We start from the raw sequence: 16,590 nt of genomic DNA on the forward strand, positions 1-16,590 counted from the left end.
CCGGTACGGGTGTCAGCCGATCACGCCGGCGATCCACTCGGCGACCACGTCCACGCGGGACGTCGTCTCCGGGGTGGTGTGCGGGCAGTCCGGGCCGTCGCTCTCGATCGACACGAGCATGCCTTCCTTGGTGCCCTTCGGCACGAAGTACGGGGCGCCGGAGTCGTAGGTGCACGCGCTGGTGTCGGCCGCGGGCGCGACGCCGACGACGTTCACCGTCGAGGGCGCGAGACCGCTCACCTTGAGCGTGCCCAGGTTCAGGTGCGTGGACGGGGTGGGGTTGACCGAGGAGGTGGCGCCCCATCCGGCGAGGGTCACCTTCTGGTCGACGACCGGGACGTCCTTGCCGACCGCGAGCGGCTGGATGTCGGTGACCGGGCTCGCGAGCTTGCCGAGCGAGATGTCGTTCACGTCACTCTGGTGCACCTCGACGACGTCGAGGACGTGACCGCCGTTGTCGGCGAGGTCGACCTTGCCCAGCGCCGCCGTGGTCGGGTACGGCACCGGACCGCTCACCCTGGTGCCGTTCACGTCGTGGAAGCAGTGCCCCGCGGTGATGACCCACTGCGGCGCGATCAGCGCGCCCGAACAGGCACTGTCGCGCGTGCCGCCGTCCGGCTTCGGGATGTTCGTCATGGTGAACTTGACGCTGAACGGGTACGTCCCGGCGGTCGCCGGTGTCCCGTTCGCGACCGCGTTGGCCGGCGACGCGGCCAGCATCCCGGCGGCCGCCACGACGGCGCCGACGGAAAGGGCTTTCTTCACGAGAGTGCGCATGCGTTCTTCTTCCCCGAATAGACAAAGAGCTCCGGCGCGCCGGAAGCGGACAGCTTCCCGGCGGCATCTCCAGGCGGTCCGAACCTAGGGCAGGTTCTCGTTGTCGATCAAGCGTTTTCGGCTCGGCCTGCCCGCACGTCGAACGCGCATTGCCCCCAAGGCCGGAAAGTGCTGTTCACCCGGTGCACCCCGATGCGTCACCCGGCGGCGACCTGGAGTGATCAGGATGGGCGGGTGGACCTGCTCGCCCAGCTCACCGAACTACTGCGCGGCGCTCTCGGCTCGCCGTGGCTGTGGGTGCTGGTGTTCGCCGTGTCCGCGCTGGACGCGCTGCTGCCGTTCATGCCGAGCGAGGCCACGGTGATCACCGTCGCGGTGCTCATCGGCCCCGATCCGGGGCGGCTGGCCGCGCTCGCGCTCGTCGCGGCGGCCGGGGCGTGGGCGGGCGACTGCCTCGGGTACGTCGTGGGCCGTGCCGCGGGCCCGCACGTCATCGCGCGGCTGCAACGCGGACCGTCCGGCCGCCGCCGCTACACCTGGGCACGCGTGCAGGTCCGGCGGCACGGGGTGCTGCTGATCATGGCCGCCCGCTACCTGCCCGGCGGACGCGTGGCGAGCGCGCTGGCCAACGGCAGCCTCGGGTACCCGTTCGCCCGGTTCGCCGCGCTCGACGCCGCCGGGGCGGTGCTCTGGGCGATCTACAGCGCGTTGATCGGCGCCGTCGGCGGCACGACGTTCGCCGACGAGCCCGCCAAGGGACTGTTGCTCTCCTTCGGCATCGGACTGGGCCTGGTCGCCGCGATCGAAGGCGGGCGGCGCCTGCGGCTGCGCGCGCGGCGACCGGCGCACGCGCCCGCCCGGAGCGGCGCCTCCGGCCGGGCCGCCGAAGTGTCCGAAGTGGACGGTCCGGATCCCGGCGATTCCGGTGACGGCGCGCTCGCCGGATACCGCTGCGATCGCGAGCCATAGCCATAGCCACGCGCTTCCCGGGCCACGCGGCCGGACCACCGCGCCGCTGACGCTCCGGACCGATCCACTGGACGGGCATCCCCCGCCCTCTCCGGGGGCGTCCCCAACAACATTCTATCGCCGGGGTACGACGAGAACTCGAAGATCGGGGCTGCGCGCCGAAGTTGTCCACAACAGCGAACTCCCTGTGGACAGGTGGCGGGAACGTCTGCGTGGCAAGGGAAAACGCGAGGACCGAAGCACCGGACGGACCCGCCGAACCGGCCGCCCGAACGTCGTAGAAACCACCGGCGGCCATCGGCGAGGTCACACCTCACCGAGCCCCGCACAGCGCCGTGACCAGCACCGGAGACAATGGACGCGTGCCCGCTCCCGAACGCCGCTACGTCATCACCTTCGGCTGCCCCGACCGCACCGGAATCATCGCCCGGATCTCCGGTTTCCTCGCCGAGCACGGCGGCTGGATCGTCGAGGCCGCCTACCACACCGACCCCGACACGGGCTGGTTCTTCACCCGCCAGGTCGTCCGCGCGGATTCGCTGCCCTTCGACGCCGCCGAGCTGCGCGCGCGCTTCGGCGAGGTCGCCGCGTCACTGTCCGCGGAGTCGAGCTGGCAGGTCAGCGACACCGGCGAACGCCGCCGCGCGGTCGTGCTCGTCTCGAAGGCCGGGCACTGCCTGTACGACCTGCTCGGCCGCGTCGCCTCCGGCGAGCTGGACGTCGACATCGCCGCCGTGATCGGCAACCACGACTCGCTCGCCGACATCACCCGCGCGCACGGCATCCCGTTCCACCACGTCCCGTTCCCCGCCGGTGGCAAGGCCGAAGCGTTCGCGACGGTCCGCGAGCTGGTGGCCGAACACGAGCCGCACGCGGTGGTGCTGGCCCGGTTCATGCAGATCCTGCCCGCGGACCTCTGTCGCGAATGGGCCGGTCGCGCCATCAACATCCACCACAGCTTCCTGCCGTCGTTCATCGGCGCGAAGCCCTACCACCAGGCCCACACCCGTGGCGTGAAGCTGGTGGGCGCGACCTGCCACTACGTCACGGCGGACCTCGACGCGGGCCCGATCATCGAGCAGGACGTCATCCGCGTGGACCACGGCGACTCGGTCGGGGACATGGTCCGCAAGGGCCGTGACATCGAGAAGGTGACGCTGGCCAAGGGCCTGCGCTGGCACCTGGAGAACCGCGTGCTGGTGCACGGCAACCGGACAGTGGTGTTCTGACCGGTCGCCGTGCCCGGGATCACGCCCCGATGGTCGAGGCGTCGATGACGAACCGGTAGCGCACGTCGGAGTTCTCGACGCGCTCGTAGGCCTCGTTGACCTTGTCGGCCGAGATGGTCTCGATCTCCGCGCCGATGCCGTGCTCGGCGCAGAAGTCCAGCATCTCCTGGGTTTCGGCGATCCCGCCGATCATCGACCCGGCGAGCACCTTGTTGCCGCCGAGCAGCGAGAACGCGTTGTACGACAGCGGCTCGCCGGGCGCGCCGACGTTCACCATCGCGCCGCCGACCTTCAGCAGGCCGAGGTAGGCGTCGATCGGCAGCTTGGCCGACACGGTGTTGAGGATGACGTCGAACCTGCCGCGCAGGACGTCGAACGTCGCTTCGTCGCTGGTGGCGAAGTAGTCCGTGGCGCCGAGCTTCAGCCCGTCCTCCTGCTTCTTGAGGCTCTGGCTGAGGACCGTCACCTCGGCGCCCATCGCGGCGGCGATCTTGACCGCCATGTGCCCGAGCCCGCCGAGGCCGATGATCGCGACCTTCCTGCCCGGCCCGGCGCCCCACTGGCGCAGCGGCGAGTAGGTGGTGATGCCCGCGCACAGCAGCGGCGCGGCGACGTCCAGGTCGATGCCCTCCGGGATCCGGCAGACGAAGGCGTCCTTCACGACGATCTGGTTGCTGTAGCCGCCGTAGGTGTTCTCGCCGTCGAAGCCGACGCCGTTGTACGTCTGGATGTTGCCCTTGACGCAGAACTGCTCGGTGCCGGCCAGGCAGTACTCGCACTCGCCGCAGGAGTCGACCATGCAGCCGACGCCGACGCGGTCGCCGACCCGGTACTTCGTGACGTCGGAGCCCACCGCGGCGACGACGCCGGCGATCTCGTGTCCGGGCACCATCGGGAAGATCGCCTGTCCCCAGTCCTCCTTGGCCTGGTGGATGTCGCTGTGGCAGATCCCGGCGTAGGCGATGTCGATCAGCACGTCGTCCGGCCGCAGGTCCCGGCGCTCGATCGTCGTCGGCGCGAGCGGCGCGCCCGGCGCCGGGGCGGCGATGGCGTGCGTGGTCGTGCTCATGGAACCCTCCAAGATAGGTATCGTTGCCACCGGGCCCGTTGTAAGAGGCCTCTTACATGCATGACGTGAGAGGGCTCTTACATATTCCGATCGAGAGATGTGATCCAGCACATGGGCGGGAAGTACCACCACGGCGACCTTCGCGCCGAACTCGTGCGCGTCTCGCTCGACCTCATCGCCGAACAGGGCCTGGAGGGCTTCTCGGTGGCGAAGGTGGCGAAGCGCGCGAAGGTCAGCCCCGGCGCGCCTTACCGCCACTTCCCGACCCGTGAAAGCCTGCTCGCCGAGGTCGCCTGCCACATCGCCTGCCAGCTGGCCGACCGCGTCGCCGAGGCGATCGCGGCCCACGACGACCCGGTGGACGCGCTGGCCGCCGCCGCGGGCGCGTACACGCGGTACCTGATCGAACGCCGGGGCGGGATGCAGATCCTCTACGCCGACGGGCTGCACGATCCCGGTACCGAGGAACTCCAGGACCAGACCCGGCGGCTGACCGATCAGTTCCTGCTGCTGTGCCTGACCGTCGCCGCCAGCCCGCCGGTGGCGCTGGAGCTGATGGAGCAGCTGTTCACCCAGGCCCACGGCTACGGCGTGTTCCACCTCGACGGCGTCTTCGTGAAGCACGGCTATTCGGTGGACCTGACGGTGCGGAAGTCCACCGCAGCGGCGCGGATCGCAATCATGGGACGAACCGGGGGTGACGCGCGTTAACTTGAGAGGATGGGGCCTACGAACGCGACACTCGACACCACGGTCATCGACTCCCTCGACGCGCTGCGCGAACTGCTCGGCGAAGCGAAGGAAACCTCGCAGCGCAAGATCATCGACCGGATCGACGAGCACGCCAGGACGCTGATCGCGCACTCGCCGTTCGTGCTGCTCGCGACCTCGGCGCCGGACGGCAGCTGCGACGTCTCCCCCCGTGGCGACCCGGCGGGATCGGTGCTGGTGCTGGACGAGAAGACGCTGGTGCTCGCGGACCGGCCCGGCAACCGGCTGCTCGACAGCTTCCAGAACATCATCGCCAACCCCCACGCCGGGCTGCTGTTCCTCATCCCCGGCATGAACGAGACGCTGCGCGTCAACGGCCGCGCCACGCTGGTGTCCGACGCGCCGTTCTTCGACGACCTCGTCGTCCAGGGAAAGCGCCCGAAGCTGGCCGTGGTGATCGACGTCGAGCAGCTGTACATGCACTGCGCCAAGGCGTTCCTGCGGTCGTCGCTGTGGAAGCCGGAAACCTGGCCCGAGCGCTCGGATCTGCCGACCATGGGCGCCGTCCTGCGGGACCACGCGAAGCTGGACGAATCGGTGGAGAGCCTCGACGAGGGCCTCAACCACCGCGCCATCCGCGACCAGTACTGATCGCTCACCTCCCCGGGTGGCCCATGCGCCCCAATGTGGCGTTCGGTGCGTCCAACGCACCGAACGCCACATTGGGCGCGTCCAACGCACCCAATGCCACATTGGGGCGCTCGACCACGGGGGCGGCTCAGTCGGCGATCCGGACCAGCATCTTGCCGGTGTTGGCGCCGGAAAGCAGGCCAAGGAAGGCGTCGGGGGCGTTGCGGATCCCGTCCACAAAGGTCTCCGAGTACCTGACCTCACCGGCGGCGACCAGCGGCGCGACCTCGGCGACGAAGCGCTCCCGCAGCCCGAAGTGGTCCAGCACCAGCAGGCCGCGCATGGTGAACCGCTTGGCGATGATCTGTGCGAGGTTGCGCGGCGCCGGGGCCGGCTCGGTCGCGTTGTACTGCGAGATCATCCCGCACACCGCGATGCGCCCGTGCAGGTTGATGACGTCGATCGCGGCCTCCAGGTGCTCACCGCCGACGTTGTCGAAGTAGACGTCGATGCCCTCCGGCGCCGCGGCGCGCAGCTGCTCGACGACCGGGCCGTCCTTGTAGTTGAACGCGGCGTCGAAGCCCAGCTCCTCGACGAGATAGCGGACCTTCTCCGCGGAACCGGCGGAACCGATGACCCGCTTGGCGCCCTTGAGCTTCGCGAGCTGGCCGACCAGCGAGCCGACGGCGCCCGCCGCGCCGGACACGAACACCGTGTCCCCGGCCCGGAACTCCGCGGACTCCAGCAGCCCCGCGTACGCCGTCAGGCCGGGCATGCCCAGCACGCCGAGGTACGTCGACAGCGGCGCGGCCGACGCGTCCACCTTCACCGCGTGCTTGGCGTCCACGACCGCGTGCGTGCGCCAGCCGTACTGGTGCAACACGTGGTCGCCGGGGGCAAAATCCTCCACAGTGGACTCGACGACCTCGCCGACGGCGCCGCCGGTCATCGCCTCGCCGACCACGAAGGGCGGCGCGTAGGACTTCACGTCCCGCATCCGGCCCCGCATCGCCGGGTCGACGCTCATCACGAGGTTGCGCACCAGGAGCTGTCCCTCGCCGGGAGACGGGATCGCGGTGTCCACGATCTCGAAGTTCTCGGCCGTGGGAAAACCGTGCGGGCGCGAAGCGAGCCGGATCTCGGTCGCCGTGGTCGGAGCGTTCACCGTCGAACTCCTCAAAGGACTCGGTCAAGCGGGGCGGACGCCCCGATTACTTCCGGTCCAACGAGCGAAGCGGGGCGCGCATTCCGATTGTGGCGACCGCTACACGATCTCGGCGAGCTTCGCGAGCACGCCGTCGTAGATGCGCTGAAGGCCGCCCGGCGCGAACGTCTTCTCGAAGAAGCCGCCGATGCCACCGGCGCCGTCCCAGCTGGTCTGGATGCGCACGACGCTGCGCTCGCCCGCCTCGCTGACCGTCCAGGTGGTGACCATGCTGGAGTTCGCGTCGGTCTCGACCAGCGTGCCGGGCTTCGGCTCGGTCACCGTCGCGGCGACGTTCCGCACGCGCTTCGACGTCGCCTGCAGCTTCCAGCTCGCCTGGGTGCCCGCGCCGACGCCGCCTTCGGTGACCTCGTAGTCGCGGTAGTGCTCGGTGAGCAGCTTCGGGCGTGTTTCGGCGTAGTCCGCGACGAGCTCGCGCACCTTCTCCACCGGCGCGTCGATCGTCCGTTCCGCGGTGGCCGTGACCTTACCCATCGCACTCCTCACTCCGTGTTTACAACGCAGGTTTTACGGCGCTGACCCGGTCACCCTTGCACACGTGTGCCAAAACGCGATGAACGGACCGTTCATCGTGAAATTCACGACGAACGGCCCGTTCATTTTCCGTGAGCGAGGCCACTTTCGCAGCGGCTAGAGCCCCTGCTTCGCCAGCCAGTCCTTCGCGACGTCGCCCGCCTGTTCGCCGTCGGCGTCGACGCGCTTGTTCAGTTCGCGCATGACGTCGGTGCTGAGCTTCGCGCTGACCGCGTTGACGACGTTCGCGAAATCGGCGCCGCGCTCGTCGAGCACCTTCTTGTTCACCGCGGGCACGACGTTCTCCGTCGGCACGATGGTCAGATCGTCCTTCAGCGCCACGAACTGCGGGTCACCCACGAGCGGGCTCACCGAGTCGACCGGGATCACTGTGACAGCGCCCGATTTGAGCTGTTCGACCCGGGGACCGGCTTCCTGCACGGTCTGGAAGGTCGCGTTCAGCTTGTAGGTCTCGGTGAAACCGCGGAAGCACGGCAGCCGCTTCTCGCACTCCGGCGGACCGGCCAGGACGACCTTGTCCAGCTTCTTCAGGTCGCTGATGGTCGCGACGCCCTTCGACTTCGCGACGTCGGCCTTCACGATGTAGGTGTTCTTGTTCTCCGCGGGCGCGTAGTTCAGCAGCTTGACGCCCGAGGGCTCGAACAGCTTCGCGAGCTGTTCGTGCTCGGCCTGGGAATCCTTGGCCGCGGTCTCGCCGAACCCGGTGGAGATCGCCGCGCCCTGGTACTCCGGGACGAACTGCAGCTCGCCGGACTTCAGCGCCGGGTAGATCAGCTCCCGCGAACCCAGGTTGAGCTTGCGGGACACCGGATAGCCCTTGGCCTCCAGCGCGTGGGCGTAGATTTCCGACAGCACCTGGCTGTCGGTGAAGTTGAAGGACGCGACGACGATCGGCGCGCCGCCCTTGCTCGGTGCGGACGGCTGGTCGCTGCCACCCCCACAGGCGGTCACGCCGAGCGCGGCGGTGGCCAGCACCGCGGCTACTCGAACTACTCGTGTCCAGCGCACGTACACACTCCTCATCACTCGAACAGAGGAATTGAACCTAGCTCCGAACCCCGACAGAAACCACATACTGGGAGCGCTGGCGGGAGAATTCTCACGAAGCGGAATTTCCCGACCCGAACGGGGTAAGGTCGGCCGGTGCCCGTGTCTTCCGTCGCCCCGTTCCTGGCCGAGAGCGGGCGGCCGATCTTCGAATGGCGCTGGGTCGAGCGCAACGCGGACGCCATCGTCACGCGCCTCGGCGAACACGTCTCGCTGACCGCCGCCGCGCTCGGCATCGGACTGGCCGCCTCCCTCGCGCTTTCCGTGCTGTCGTTGCGTTACCGCTGGTTCTACTCGGTGACGCTCGGTACCGCGGGCGCGCTGTACGTGATCCCCAGCCTCGGCGCCTTCGCGGTTCTGGCGCCGTTGTTCGGGATCACGTCGTACGCCACCGTGGTGATCCCGCTCGCGACGTACACACTGCTGATCCTCGTCCGCAACATCGTGACCGGCGTCGACCAGGTACCCCGAGACGTCCGCGAAGCCGCTGTCGGCATGGGATTCACCCGATCCCGGCTGCTGTGGCAGGTGGAACTCCCGCTCGCGTTGCCGGTGGTGATCGCCGGGCTGCGCGTCGCCGCGGTGACGACGATCGGGCTCGTCACCGTCACCTCCATCCTCGGCAGGGGCGGGCTCGGCTACTTCATCCTCGCCGGGATCAGGACGACGATCCCGAACCCGACGCCGATCGTCGTCGGCATCGTCCTGTCGGTGGCACTCGCGGTCACCGTCGATCTGCTGCTGTGGCTGAGCGAACGCGCGCTCGCGCCGTGGGCGCGGAAGGCGCGGGCCCGATGACCATCCTCGACCAGCTGGGCCAGTGGCTCGCCGAACCGGACCGCTGGAGCTGGACGCTCCCCGCCGGGATCCCGTACCGCACCCTGGAACACCTCCGTTTCTCCCTGCTGGCACTGGCGATCGCCGCCGTGCTCACGATTCCGCTCGGCGGCTGGCTCGCGCACCACCGGCGTGCCCCGTTCCTGGCGACCAGCGCGATGAACATCAGCCGCGCGATCCCCAGTTTCGGGCTCATCATCCTGTTCTGGTTCCTCGCGAGCCGCTGGGGCGCGGACACCCGGTTCTGGCCGCTGCTGCTCGCGCTCGTCGCGCTGGCGCTGCCCCCGTTGTTCACCAACACCTACGCGGGTGTCGTGGCACTGGAGCAGGACGTCGTGGACGCCGCGCGCGGCACGGGCCACCGCGAGTGGCAGATCATGCTGCGCCTGGAACTCCCGCTGGCGTCGCCGGTCATCCTCGCCGGCGCGCGGGTGTCGTTCCTCCAGCTGATCGCGACCGTCGCCATCGGCGCCATCGTGAACGACGGCGGCGGGCTCGGCCGGTACATTGTGGACGGTTTCGCGCAGGGTGTGCCCGGACGCGGTGAGATCCTCGGCGGCGCGCTCGCCGTCATCGTGCTCGCGCTGCTCTGCGAAGGCGTCTTCTCACTGCTTCAGCGCTGGGCCACTCCGCGCGGTCTCGCGCTCCAGAACGCCGCGCGGTCCGAGAGCTGACGGGTGGTCTCTGAAGGCCACCTTGAGGGCGTTCAGGTCCCTCAAGGTGGCCTTCAGAGACCTTCCTACTTGAGGACCCAGACCCAGTACTGGTCACCCTGGAGGATGTGGTTCTCCGCGACGAAGCGGTCCACGCGGTCGGTGAACTCCTTGTTGTCGGCGGTGAGAACCGGCTTCACGGCGTACGAAGCGCCGTCCGGCGTGCCCGGCGGCGACTGGTTCGCGCCGTCGATCGTGCCATTGAACGGGTACACCGCGCAGTCGTTGGTCTGCCCGTCCGGCCTGGTCCGGTAGCCCGCGCCCCAGCGCGCGACGCAGGACTGCTCGGCCCGCGCCTGGTTGGCGTCCGTGGCGGCCTGGTCGTAGTACCGCCGCGTCAGCGGGTAGTTCCGCGCGGCGCTGTTCGGCCCCTTGTTCCCCGGGACGAACCGGCCTTCGAGCGGACCGGGATAGGTCGTCGAGAAGTTGTTCATCGCCGCGTCGACCAGCAACGCCGAATCGTGGATCTTCGGATCCCTCGTGTCCACCACGAACGAATGCGTCGTCGGGAACACGCAGTCACTGCCGCGCGCGTACCGGGAGTCCCGGAGCCGCGCGACGTCGCACCGCACGCCGATGACGACCGGCGGCGCCTCCAGCCGCGCGTTGTCCGAGGGAGAATCCTCGAAGTAAAGATACCGCCCCTGGCTGTACCAGGTCCGTTTTTCGGCCTGCACCTGCGGGATGTCCGTCGCGGACGGCAGATCCTCGCCGCGCATGGTGAACACCTGGAGGTCGGTCGGTTCCGCCTTCCACTCCGCGATGCTCTTCGCGACCTTGATCTCCGGCACGTCACACGCCGCGGTTCCGGTCGGGTACTGGGGAAGGCAGGTCATCCCGATCCCGAAGCGCGTGGTCTCCGGCAGGTTGTCGACGCGCCAGTTGACCACCTGGTGCCCGACCACCACCCGGCGCTGGTCGGGCTGCGCGTTCCGGATGACGATCACCCGCGCGCTCGCGGACGCGACCACCGGGCAACTCGCCTCCGGGCAGGCGTAACGCTGATAGCGCAGATCGGTGAGCTGACAGGCGGCGAGGGGATTCTTGACGATGTACGCGTACGGGTCGCGATGGTTCGGATAGCACTCGTCGAACGTCATCGGCGCCGGCGTGTTCACATCCGGCAGTGCGGCGGTATTCGCCTGCCGCGGAACCAAAGTACGCGGCTCCGGCATCGTCACCGGTATCGTGGCGGGAATTTTCCGGAGATCCGGGATATCGGAAAGCGCCGAACCGACGGGTATTTCGCGGAACGCTTCGAGTGGGGCCGGGCCGGCGGATGGTGCCGCCTGGGCGGTCCCGATGGACGAGAGCGTGGTGAAGGCGATGAGGGACAGGCTGAGCGCGACGCGCACGGGTCTTCGAATCTTCATTGACTCCCCTAGGTTTCGCCGTCAGCTGCGGCACATGCACGCTATCCGCCCGTTTTGCACTGGTCGATCCGGCGAGCGGGTGGACAAAAATGCCGTCACCATTCGCCGTTTCCCCTGGCCCGGATGGTCCGTGAAGGACTCCTTGCCGGCGCTGAGCGTCGGTAAGGAGTCCTTCAAGGAACGACCTAGTTGAGCGGCAGGAGCCAGTACCTGTCGCCGTCCAGGATGTGGTTGTCGATGGTGAAGCGGTCCACGGCGGCGTTGAAGCGCATCGAGACGTCGGAGAGAATCGGCTGAACGGCGTATCCCGCGCCGTGCGGCGTGTTCGGCGGCTTCGCGTTCGCGCCGTCCACGGTGCTGTCGAACGGATACACGAAGCAGTCGTTGGTCCTGCCGTCCGGCCGGTCGCGATAGCCAGGGCCCCAGTGCTCGACGCAGGACCGCTCGGCCCGCGCGCGGTTGGCGTCCTGCGCGGCCGTGTCGTGATACAGCCGCGTCAGCGGGGGCTTCATGATCCCGCTGTTCGTGGAAAAGCGGCCTGGCACGAAGTCGCCCTGCGAGAGCCCGGGATAGGTCGACCGGTAGTTGCTCATCGCCTGGCTGATGAAGGCGGCCGCCTCCCCGGTCGCGGGTTCCTTGGTGTCGAGCAGGAACTTCGCGATCACCGGGAAGACGCAGTCGCTGCCCAGCACGTACGAGGAGGACAGCTTCCGCGCGATGTCACACCGGAGGGTGACGTCGACGGGGAGGGCCTCGGCGCGGCCGGAGGCGCCGGGGTCCACGACGTAGAGCTTCCGGGTGTGGAGGTACGACGTGCGTTTCTCGGCCTGGATCCGCGGACTGTCCGCGGGTTTCGGCGTGTCTTCGCCGTGCAGCGTGAGCACCTGGAAGTCGACCGGTTCGTCCTTCCACTCCGCGATGCTCTTGTCCCGGCTCGTCTTGGACGCGTCGCAGTGGGCCGTTCCCGGATTCACCGCGCCGCAGGTCGTTTCGATACCGAATCGGATACTGTCCGGAACGCCCCGGAAATGCATGTCGTAGAACTTGTGCTGCACCACGGCGCGACGCTGTTCCGGCTGCATGTTGAAGATCCCGGTGACCCGCGCGCTCGCGTCGCCGATGATCGGGCAGTCCGCCTCCGGACAGGCGTAACGCTGGTAGCGCAGATCGGTCATCTTGCACGCGGCGAGGCGGTTTTTCACCACGTATCCCTTACCGGCACGCGGATCGGGATGACACTCGTCGAACGTCACCGGTTCCGGCTTGTTCGACTGCCAGCCCATGAGCACCGGGTCGTCGGCTGCGTCCGGCCGGGCTCCCAGTGTGGCGGGCAGCCTGCGCAGGTCCTGGCCCAGCGGAATCGCCATCCCCGCCGGGAATTCCCGGAGAATGCCGACGGGATGGCCCGTCCTTCCGGGAGCGGCATGGGCGAGACCGGTGAGCGAGAACGTCGTGAGTATCGCGAAGGAAAGGCTGAGGGCGGCGCACATCCGTCTTCGAAAACGCATTGTTTCCCCGTTCACGCCATGAAAACGTGCTTCCAACCCCGTCACGTTATCGGCCGGGCGCGCCGGGGTCACTCCGGCGAGTGGCCGGACGGCGTTGGTGCTCGCGGCTCGACGGGACGGTCAGAATCCCACTTGTCGTTGCCACACCTACGATCCGTGCGCGAACAGGTTCGAGGGGTGACCGACGGTGAGGAACAGGCCCGCTCCGCGAAAGTGGCTGCCTCCGCGGTTTCGGCGCCATGCGGTTTACGAAAGTGCACGAGGTCAAGCTTGCTAGGCTGGTTATCAACCACCTTATGGATGTGGCCTTCGACGAGGATTACTCGCTCCGGCCGATCCGGCGGGTGATCACCGAGATGTGCTGCGGGGTGGCGAGCCGTGAACCTGCTCGAAGTTCAATGGTGCGAGAGCGGCGACGGCGACCGCGTCGAGGTCGTACTGTGATCCGCGATATCGAACCCCTCGCCCACGCGGTGGCCCAGCTCGACTCGGCCGATCCCGCCGAACGGCTCACGGCCGTCCACGCCATCGCGGCACTCACCGAAGAACACGTCGGCGAAGGACGCGAAGCCGTTCTCGATCACCTTCGCGCCTACCTCCGCCGCCCACCCGGCCCCACCTCCGACCAGCCCGCCCGCGACGCCGCCGCCCGCTACCTCAACGGTCCGTGAATGCCACATTGAGGGACTCTGAGTCCCTCAATGTGGCATTCACGGACCACGAAAACCGGTGGCTCCCCGCGCGCGGACACCGCAGGATGGCTGCCATGCGACGAAGCTTCACCGGGGCCACCGATCTCCGCGCCATGCAGGAGCTGACCCGGCGCGTCTGGTCGCCGGAAAGCTCGGTTCACATCGGCGACCTCGCCTGGCAGCGCTACCAGCACACCGGCCGCGAAGCCGAATGGCCGACGGCGCTGTGGATCGAGGACGGCGAAGTCCTCGCCTGGGGCTGGACGTTCCTCCCCGGCGAGCTCATGCTCCAGGTCGACCCGGCCCGGCCCGATCTCGCCGCGGCGGTCCTCGCCTGGTTCGCCGAGGTCGCCACGGCACCTGCCCTGACCGTCACGATCGTCGGTGCCGAGAAGCACCTGAGCGCCGCTCTCGAAGCGGACGGGTACTCTCGCGAAGAGCGGACGGTGTTGTCGTCCTACCATGGGCACGATCTCGAGAACCTGCCGGAACCCGTTGTTCCCCAAGGATTTCGAGCCCGAACGAGCACCGATGACGATCTCGCGGCCCGCGTCGGGATCCACCGCGCCGCCTGGCATCCGTCCCGGGTGACCGAGGAGAGCTACCGGAACGTCACGCGCGCCTGGCCGTACCGCGCGGAGCTGGACTGGGTGATCGAGACACCCAACGGCGATTTCGCCGCGCAGTGCCTGATCTGGTTCGACGAGCACAACGGCGTCGGCGAACTCGAACCCGTCGGCACCGACCCCCGATATCGCCGCCAGGGCCTCGGCCGCGCGGTCTGCCTCGCCGCGCTGCACGCGCTGCGCGCGGCGGGTGCCCACCGGGCCGTGGTCTACCCGGTGCTCGGGGATCCGAGGTCGGTGGGCGCCGCGCCGCTCTACCGTTCGCTGGGCTTCACGCCTTACGCCCGTTCGGAAACCTGGGTCAGGCGCCGGTTGACCGCCCCGTAGTCAACGCCGCCGACGGTGCTTTCGTACGTGCCCTCGGTGAGCAGTTCCGTGGTGGCGCGCGCCGCGAGGGCGTACGCCGCCTGCGCGATCGCCCCGCCGAGGCTGACCCGCACCGCGCCCGCCCCGGCGAAGTCCGCGACCGAGGGCGCCCCGGGGAAGGCCATCACCGCCACCGGCAACGGGCCGCCGGCGAGCTTGGCGATCGCGTCGAGATCCACCAGCCCTGGCACGAACAGGCTGTTCGCCCCCGCTTCGGCGTACCGGGACGCACGCACCAGCGCCGCGTCGACCCTGGCGTCGACGGGTCCTTGTCCGGCAAGGAAAAGGTCGGTACGGGCGTTGATCCACAACGGGATCCCGAGCCGGTCGGCGGCGGCGCGGGCGGCGGCGAGCCGGGCGGCCTGCTCGGCGGGTTCGAGGATGGTGGCGCCGATGCGGTCCTCGATGTTCACGCCGACTGCGCCCGCCTCGACGACGGCGGCGGTGGTCGCGGCGAGATCCTCGGGCGTGGGCCCGTATCCGGCCTCGACGTCGGCGGAGACCGGGATCCCGGCCACGGCCGCGACGCGTTCGACCACCCCGGCGGCACGCGCCCGTCCGAGGTCGGCGCCGTCGGGCACGCCGAGCGACCAGGCGACTCCGGCGCTGGTGGTCGCGATCGCCGGGGCACCGGCGTCGGCGATGACGACCGCCGAGGCGGCGTCCCACGCGTTCGCCAGCCGCAGCGGCTCGCCGCGCCGGTGCAGTGCCGCGAAGGTTTCGGCGTGGCGGGTCTGGGTTTCGAGGTCCATGTCCGGTTCTTTCGACGTGTGAGCGGGAAAAGCTCACCGGCACCCCCAGTGCCGGTGACCGCGTCCAGCATTCCCCGCGCGCCGCGCCGAGTCCGGCCGTATCCGGACACGGGAGGCCGGGTTTTGTCGGTGGTGCCGCGTATGAAGGAGCCGTGACCACCTACTCCGCCGTCGTCACCACCGGGATCTACTGCCGTCCTGGCTGCGGGTCGAAACCGCTGGCGCGCAACCTGCGGGCCTTCGGGCACGCCGCCGCGGCGGAGGCCGCCGGGTTCCGTGCCTGCCTGCGCTGCCGTCCGTACCGGGTGGCGGGGCCGATCGGTTCCGACGCGCCGGAGCTGGTGTGCCGGGCGGTCCGGATGATCATCGGCGGCGCCCTCGACCACGGCGGCACCGAAGCCGCTCTCGCCGAGCGAGTCGGCCTCTCGGCACGGCATCTGCGCCGGCTTTTCCAGCAGCACCTCGGTGCCAGCCCGGATCAGCTGGCGCGCTCCCGCCGCGCGCACTTCGCCCGGCGGCTGCTCGACGACAGCGACCTCACGGTGCTCGACATCGCGTTCGCGTCCGGTTTCGGCAGCCTGCGTCAGTTCAACCGGACGATGCGGGAGGTGTTCCACGCGTCGCCGACCGATCTGCGCGAGCGGCGCCGCAAGGCCGACCGGCTCGTCGCGGACGGCGGCCTGGCGCTGCGGCTGCCGGTCCTGCCCGGCTACGACTGGGACGCGGCCCGCGCGTTCCTCGCCGTCCGCGCGGTGCCCGGCGTCGAGTCGGTGGCGGGCGAGGTCTACCGGCGCACGGTCACCGTCGAGGGCGCGCCGGGGCTGCTGGAAATCCTGCCGGGCGGCACGGATCACCTGCTGCTGCGGGCACATCTGCCTTACTGGGAGGGGCTGATCCACGTCGTCGACCGCGCCGGTCAGCTGCTCGGCCTCGACACCGACCACACCGCCGCGGCCACCGCACTGCGCGGCGACGCGGATCTCGGCGGGCTCGTGCGGCACCGCCCCGGGCTGGCGGTGCCGGGCGCGTGGAGCGCGTTCGAGATCGCCGCGCGCGCCGTCCTGAGCCGGGGCCGCGAGGCGGGCGAGGTGACGTCGTGGCTGGGCCGGATCGCGCGCGAACTGGGCACTCCGGTGCCCGGCCTGCCCGGCGGGCTGAGCCACCTGTTCCCCGAACCGGCCACCGTCGAGGCCGCCGGGCCCGCCCGCCTCGGCCTCCCGGCGCGCGAGGCCGCCGCGATCGTGGCCGTCGCGGGTGCCGCCCACGGCGAGGACACCCCGCTGCGGTACGGCGCCCGCGCCGAAGAGCTGGTGGGTGTCGCCGGTCTCGACACCGAGCTCGCCCAGCTGATCGCCTACCGCCTCGGCGACGGCACGGCGTTCCCGGGCGGCGATCCGGCGCTCGCCGCCGCGCTCGAGGACCTCGGCATCACGCGGGAGGACCGCTGGCGGCCGTGGTCGGCGCTCGCGGCGACCCATCTGATCTGCCACGGTGACACACTCGCCCGATCGGCGGTGAGTCCATTGTAGACA

Annotated in this window: 17 protein-coding genes; 9 read left to right on the top strand and 8 right to left on the bottom strand. The window is 69.6% G+C overall.

The window, feature by feature from the left end:
- Window positions 1-12: 12 nt before the first annotated feature.
- Window positions 13-777 carry a S1 family peptidase gene (locus tag ABD987_RS23910; protein WP_345397738.1) on the bottom strand — a complete coding sequence of 255 codons (765 nt, stop codon included), beginning with the start codon at window positions 775-777 and terminating at the stop codon, window positions 13-15.
- 192 nt (window positions 778-969) lie between these two features.
- Between ABD987_RS23910 and ABD987_RS23915 the strand changes: the two genes are divergently transcribed.
- Together ABD987_RS23915 and purU are read left to right on the top strand one after the other, a co-directional pair.
- Window positions 970-1,746, top strand: coding sequence for a DedA family protein (locus ABD987_RS23915; protein ID WP_378214307.1), 777 nt, complete (start codon window positions 970-972; stop codon window positions 1,744-1,746).
- A 362-nt stretch (window positions 1,747-2,108) separates the two neighbouring features.
- The gene (gene purU / locus ABD987_RS23920; protein ID WP_345397744.1) at window positions 2,109-2,975 is read left to right on the top strand and encodes a formyltetrahydrofolate deformylase; all 867 of its coding nucleotides are present in this window, start codon (window positions 2,109-2,111) and stop codon (window positions 2,973-2,975) included.
- Between the two features lie 19 nt (window positions 2,976-2,994).
- Here purU and ABD987_RS23925 read toward each other — a convergent pair whose 3' ends face one another.
- The gene (locus ABD987_RS23925) at window positions 2,995-4,044 is read right to left on the bottom strand and encodes an NAD(P)-dependent alcohol dehydrogenase (protein WP_345397747.1); all 1,050 of its coding nucleotides are present in this window, start codon (window positions 4,042-4,044) and stop codon (window positions 2,995-2,997) included.
- A 99-nt stretch (window positions 4,045-4,143) separates the two neighbouring features.
- Here ABD987_RS23925 and ABD987_RS23930 point away from each other — a divergent pair, with 99 nt between their 5' ends.
- Together ABD987_RS23930 and ABD987_RS23935 are read left to right on the top strand one after the other, a co-directional pair.
- Complete coding sequence (locus ABD987_RS23930) at window positions 4,144-4,755, top strand: TetR/AcrR family transcriptional regulator (protein ID WP_345397750.1); 612 nt, start codon at window positions 4,144-4,146, stop codon at window positions 4,753-4,755.
- Window positions 4,756-4,764: 9 nt separating this feature from the next.
- On the top strand, window positions 4,765-5,406 hold the full coding sequence (locus ABD987_RS23935; protein WP_345397752.1) for a pyridoxamine 5'-phosphate oxidase family protein: 642 nt from the start codon (window positions 4,765-4,767) through the stop codon (window positions 5,404-5,406).
- 127 nt (window positions 5,407-5,533) lie between these two features.
- On the opposite strand, the gene ABD987_RS23940 is transcribed toward ABD987_RS23935, so the two are convergent.
- From ABD987_RS23940 to ABD987_RS23950, 3 genes are all read right to left on the bottom strand, one after another.
- Entirely contained in the window at window positions 5,534-6,550 is a 1,017-nt protein-coding gene (locus ABD987_RS23940; protein ID WP_345397755.1) for an NADP-dependent oxidoreductase, read from the bottom strand.
- A gap of 99 nt (window positions 6,551-6,649) precedes the next feature.
- Window positions 6,650-7,084, bottom strand: coding sequence for an SRPBCC family protein (locus ABD987_RS23945; RefSeq protein WP_345397762.1), 435 nt, complete (start codon window positions 7,082-7,084; stop codon window positions 6,650-6,652).
- 156 nt (window positions 7,085-7,240) lie between these two features.
- Entirely contained in the window at window positions 7,241-8,167 is a 927-nt protein-coding gene (locus ABD987_RS23950; RefSeq protein WP_345397765.1) for an ABC transporter substrate-binding protein, read from the bottom strand.
- A gap of 126 nt (window positions 8,168-8,293) precedes the next feature.
- Between ABD987_RS23950 and ABD987_RS23955 the strand changes: the two genes are divergently transcribed.
- Together ABD987_RS23955 and ABD987_RS23960 are read left to right on the top strand one after the other, a co-directional pair.
- The gene (locus ABD987_RS23955) at window positions 8,294-8,989 is read left to right on the top strand and encodes an ABC transporter permease (RefSeq protein ID WP_378214316.1); all 696 of its coding nucleotides are present in this window, start codon (window positions 8,294-8,296) and stop codon (window positions 8,987-8,989) included.
- A complete protein-coding gene (locus tag ABD987_RS23960; RefSeq protein WP_345397771.1) occupies window positions 8,986-9,702 on the top strand; it encodes an ABC transporter permease in 717 nt (238 codons plus the stop codon). Before ABD987_RS23955 ends, ABD987_RS23960 begins: the two co-directional genes overlap by 4 nt.
- 65 nt (window positions 9,703-9,767) lie before the next feature.
- On the opposite strand, the gene ABD987_RS23965 is transcribed toward ABD987_RS23960, so the two are convergent.
- Window positions 9,768-10,841: a transporter gene (locus ABD987_RS23965; protein WP_345397774.1), complete on the bottom strand. Its 1,074-nt coding sequence runs from the start codon at window positions 10,839-10,841 to the stop codon at window positions 9,768-9,770.
- Window positions 10,842-11,299: 458 nt separating this feature from the next.
- Window positions 11,300-12,622 (bottom strand): transporter, encoded by a 1,323-nt coding sequence (locus ABD987_RS23970; protein WP_345397777.1) that lies wholly within the window; start codon window positions 12,620-12,622, stop codon window positions 11,300-11,302.
- 440 nt (window positions 12,623-13,062) lie between these two features.
- Between ABD987_RS23970 and ABD987_RS23975 the strand changes: the two genes are divergently transcribed.
- A complete protein-coding gene (locus ABD987_RS23975; RefSeq protein ID WP_345397780.1) occupies window positions 13,063-13,293 on the top strand; it encodes a hypothetical protein in 231 nt (76 codons plus the stop codon).
- A gap of 95 nt (window positions 13,294-13,388) precedes the next feature.
- Window positions 13,389-14,267 carry a GNAT family N-acetyltransferase gene (locus ABD987_RS23980; protein WP_345397783.1) on the top strand — a complete coding sequence of 293 codons (879 nt, stop codon included), beginning with the start codon at window positions 13,389-13,391 and terminating at the stop codon, window positions 14,265-14,267.
- Here the strand turns inward: ABD987_RS23980 and ABD987_RS23985 are convergent.
- Window positions 14,219-15,058, bottom strand: a complete 840-nt coding sequence (locus ABD987_RS23985) for an isocitrate lyase/PEP mutase family protein (protein WP_345397786.1) — start codon at window positions 15,056-15,058, stop codon at window positions 14,219-14,221. The two genes, ABD987_RS23980 and ABD987_RS23985, sit on opposite strands and share 49 nt — an antisense overlap.
- Before the next feature lie 152 nt (window positions 15,059-15,210).
- On the opposite strand from ABD987_RS23985, the gene ABD987_RS23990 reads away from it, so the two are divergent.
- Complete coding sequence (locus tag ABD987_RS23990) at window positions 15,211-16,587, top strand: helix-turn-helix domain-containing protein (RefSeq protein ID WP_345397789.1); 1,377 nt, start codon at window positions 15,211-15,213, stop codon at window positions 16,585-16,587.
- Window positions 16,588-16,590 lie beyond the last annotated feature (3 nt).

Source organism: Amycolatopsis samaneae, from assembly GCF_039541975.1.
GTDB lineage: Bacteria > Actinomycetota > Actinomycetes > Mycobacteriales > Pseudonocardiaceae > Amycolatopsis > Amycolatopsis samaneae.

Excerpts from the sequence above, each read along its gene's own strand:
- ABD987_RS23910 (WP_345397738.1), bottom strand. The coding sequence starts at position 777 with ATGCGCACTCTCGTGAAGAAAGCCCTTTCCGTCGGCGCCGTCGTGGCG.
- ABD987_RS23915 (WP_378214307.1), top strand. The coding sequence starts at position 970 with ATGCGTCACCCGGCGGCGACCTGGAGTGATCAGGATGGGCGGGTGGAC.
- ABD987_RS23925 (WP_345397747.1), bottom strand. The coding sequence starts at position 4,044 with ATGAGCACGACCACGCACGCCATCGCCGCCCCGGCGCCGGGCGCGCCG.
- ABD987_RS23935 (WP_345397752.1), top strand. The coding sequence starts at position 4,765 with ATGGGGCCTACGAACGCGACACTCGACACCACGGTCATCGACTCCCTC.
- ABD987_RS23945 (WP_345397762.1), bottom strand. The coding sequence starts at position 7,084 with ATGGGTAAGGTCACGGCCACCGCGGAACGGACGATCGACGCGCCGGTG.
- ABD987_RS23950 (WP_345397765.1), bottom strand. The coding sequence starts at position 8,167 with ATGAGGAGTGTGTACGTGCGCTGGACACGAGTAGTTCGAGTAGCCGCG.
- ABD987_RS23960 (WP_345397771.1), top strand. The coding sequence starts at position 8,986 with ATGACCATCCTCGACCAGCTGGGCCAGTGGCTCGCCGAACCGGACCGC.
- ABD987_RS23965 (WP_345397774.1), bottom strand. The coding sequence starts at position 10,841 with ATGACGTTCGACGAGTGCTATCCGAACCATCGCGACCCGTACGCGTAC.
- ABD987_RS23970 (WP_345397777.1), bottom strand. The coding sequence starts at position 12,622 with ATGCGTTTTCGAAGACGGATGTGCGCCGCCCTCAGCCTTTCCTTCGCG.
- ABD987_RS23980 (WP_345397783.1), top strand. The coding sequence starts at position 13,389 with ATGCGACGAAGCTTCACCGGGGCCACCGATCTCCGCGCCATGCAGGAG.
- ABD987_RS23985 (WP_345397786.1), bottom strand. The coding sequence starts at position 15,058 with ATGGACCTCGAAACCCAGACCCGCCACGCCGAAACCTTCGCGGCACTG.